The sequence below is a fragment of the Mesorhizobium carmichaelinearum genome, from assembly GCF_900199455.1.
GTDB lineage: Bacteria > Pseudomonadota > Alphaproteobacteria > Rhizobiales > Rhizobiaceae > Mesorhizobium > Mesorhizobium carmichaelinearum.
Genome location: NZ_FZQR01000099.1, coordinates 1 through 2,441, shown reverse-complemented (window position 1 = coordinate 2,441; position 2,441 = coordinate 1). Strand labels below are relative to the sequence as shown.

Annotated in this window: 3 protein-coding genes and 1 pseudogene; 3 read left to right on the top strand and 1 reads right to left on the bottom strand. The window is 56.7% G+C overall.

All coding sequences use genetic code 11. From position 1 onward, the window contains the following. Positions 1-60: 60 nt before the first annotated feature. Positions 61-570, bottom strand: coding sequence for a hypothetical protein (locus CKW40_RS42090; RefSeq protein WP_095205363.1), 510 nt, complete (start codon positions 568-570; stop codon positions 61-63). A 144-nt stretch (positions 571-714) separates the two neighbouring features. Here CKW40_RS42090 and CKW40_RS42085 point away from each other — a divergent pair, with 144 nt between their 5' ends. The 3 genes and pseudogenes from CKW40_RS42085 (at position 715) to CKW40_RS42080 (ending at position 2,376) form a co-directional block, all read left to right on the top strand. Then, complete coding sequence (locus CKW40_RS42085; protein WP_095205362.1) at positions 715-1,623, top strand: type IV toxin-antitoxin system AbiEi family antitoxin domain-containing protein; 909 nt, start codon at positions 715-717, stop codon at positions 1,621-1,623. Beyond that, positions 1,581-1,790, top strand: a pseudogene (locus tag CKW40_RS45885) (nucleotidyl transferase AbiEii/AbiGii toxin family protein); the annotation flags it as partial. The gene CKW40_RS42085 and the pseudogene CKW40_RS45885, both read left to right, overlap by 43 nt. 25 nt (positions 1,791-1,815) lie before the next feature. Beyond that, positions 1,816-2,376: a nucleotidyl transferase AbiEii/AbiGii toxin family protein gene (locus CKW40_RS42080; RefSeq protein WP_198421198.1), complete on the top strand. Its 561-nt coding sequence runs from the start codon at positions 1,816-1,818 to the stop codon at positions 2,374-2,376. Positions 2,377-2,441 lie beyond the last annotated feature (65 nt).

Below are 2,441 nucleotides of genomic sequence, written 5' to 3'. Positions count from 1 at the left end.
AATTTCATCTTCGGGATCCGGTGACGGCGGCTGGCATTATGTTTGTAGGGCATCAGAAGATCATGTCATTGACGATCTCGCCGGCCTATCGGCAAACCCTTGAAAAATGATCCACGCACCAAAGCTGTGGACTGTGGTCGCGTTGCAAGTCAGGCGTTGGCAAAGCCTTTGGCGGGAGTCGCCGCGAGGCGTGGCTCGATCAGGGCAGATCTCGTTCAGTGGTGCGAAGGCAGCGACCATGCCAGGATGGCAATCCCGGCAGAGCATCCAACGGGGATTGCGGTCCTCCACCGTGCCGAAGACAGTTCGGATTCGGCGTGTCGTATAGCCCTTGACCGGCCGGAACGTGTGGCAATCCGGGCAGACGCGGCGAAAGAGCGAGTAGGTCTCCGCCTCGTGGCTGACGACCGCGCTCTGCAGGGTTGCTATGATTTTCTTTCCATCGTTGATCGACAAGCCGATATCGCCGTCGAACAAGCCCTTCCAGCTCTTGTCGATGCGGACCTCCTTCCGGCAGGTGTCGCCAAATTCGTTCCTGCCCTCGATCGTGATCGTCCATTCAACTGCCATCGCTGCCTCCTTGAAGAAGCGACGGTGATGGACTGCTTGGGCGACCGGGAAAGCATGGTTTAATTTTTATCAATTGTGCGGCGATGATCGCCGCGTTTTTGAAATGTTGTAAATTCACGTTAAATGTGATAGTTTAAAGGAGCCATGAAATGCGGCGATCATCGCCGCGCGGTAGCGATTTTTATAAACCTATGCCAACGAACACCGACCCGGAGACAATTGCTGCAAAATCTGGTGCCCCAGGGGCTTCCAGTGACGAAGCGTTGGCTGGCTGAGCAGAATCCGGACTTCGATCGCCACGCACTAGACAATCTGATCAAAAGCAGGCAGCTCACGCCGCTCGCATCCGGTGTCTATATACGCCTTGGTACACACCTGACGTGGCAGGGCGTCGTCGTCGCGTTGCAGTCCATCTTCCGTACGGACCTCAGTGTCGGCGGGCTGACCGCGCTCGAATTGCAAGGATTTGCGCACTACCTGCCATTGTCACGGCAACGCGCGGTCCACCTTTATGGCAAAGACGCTTTGCCGGCTTGGCTACAAAATGCGCTGCCTTCAGTGCAGTTCGTCCGCCACAACCGTCTTTCCTCGCTGGGCGGCTCCGGTTTGGTGAACCGCGAGTACGACACAAACGAGCGATCTTTCGTGGACAGCAACATACCGGGTCAGCGGGCAAGCGCCTGGCCATTCACAATGTCGTCGCCCGAGCGGGCTTACCTTGAAGTCCTGATGGACGTGCCGGGCGCCATATCCTTCGAGCATGCCGACCAGCTTCTCCAGGGCATGACCACGCTCTCACCAAAGCGCATGGAGCAGCTCTTGCACAAGTGCACGAGCGTCAAATTGCGAAGGCTGTTCTACTGGATGGCCGAGCGTCATTCCTACGCTTGGCTGAAGAAGCTTCCCAAACCAGAAGCGCTCGATGAGCTTGGCCTTGGTAGCGGCAACAGAGTGCTGGCCAAGGGCGGCAGACTCGATCCAAAATACCGCATAACGGTTCCGGAGGAGATGTGGACACAACCAGCCCTTACTACAGACAAGTCCGGCTCCTGACGCGTGTCTTGCCGCTGGTTGCGGCGGAGAAGTGTTTTGCCCTCAAAGGCGGCACTGCCATCAATCTCTTTATTCGCGATCTGCCGCGGCTCTCCGTCGATATAGATCTTGTCTATCTGCCCATGGACGAGCGTGACGAGGCGCTCAAGAAAATCGCTGAAGCCCTGTCACGCATAGCAGACGCCATCTACCATGGCTATGCCCGATACGGAGATCATCCGATCATACGAAGATCAGCGCGATGCCTTGCGCCTTTTCGTGACGCAAGGCGCGGATCGGATCAAAATCGAGCTCTCACCGGTGCTGCGCGGCTCGGTATTTCCGGAGGAACTACGAGAGGTGGCGCCTGCGGTCGAAGAGCAGTTCGGCTTCGTCGAAATGCAGCTTCTTTCGATCCCCGATCTCTATGCCGGAAAAATCTGCGCCGCGCTCGACCGCCAACATCCGCGAGATCTCTTCGATGTCAAACTGCTGCTCGAAAATGAAGGGTTGACCGAGGATTTGGTGAAAACCTTTCTCGTCTACCTAATCAGTCATAAGCGCACGATGGCGGAGCTCCTTAAGCCCACCCGTAAGGACATTGCCGGCATCTACGAAGGTGAGTTTTTACGCATGTCGCAGATCGAGGTCAGCCTCGATGAATTGCTCGACGTTCGCGAGCGGCTGATCACAGGCCTCAGTCATGCGTTGAGTATCCATCCGGTGAGGGACGCGGACGGACCTATTTGTTTCCGTCGCGATGGATGGCGATGAGGTTTTGAAGGCTTTCGATGCCGAATTCGGAGAAGGCCATGACGCCGTCTTCGTGGTCTGGCCCG

Bases quoted from the DNA above. Each gene is read 5' to 3' on its own strand.
- CKW40_RS42090 (WP_095205363.1), bottom strand. From the start codon at position 570: ATGGCAGTTGAATGGACGATCACGATCGAGGGCAGGAACGAATTTGGC.
- CKW40_RS42085 (WP_095205362.1), top strand. From the start codon at position 715: ATGAAATGCGGCGATCATCGCCGCGCGGTAGCGATTTTTATAAACCTA.
- CKW40_RS42080 (WP_198421198.1), top strand. From the start codon at position 1,816: ATGGCTATGCCCGATACGGAGATCATCCGATCATACGAAGATCAGCGC.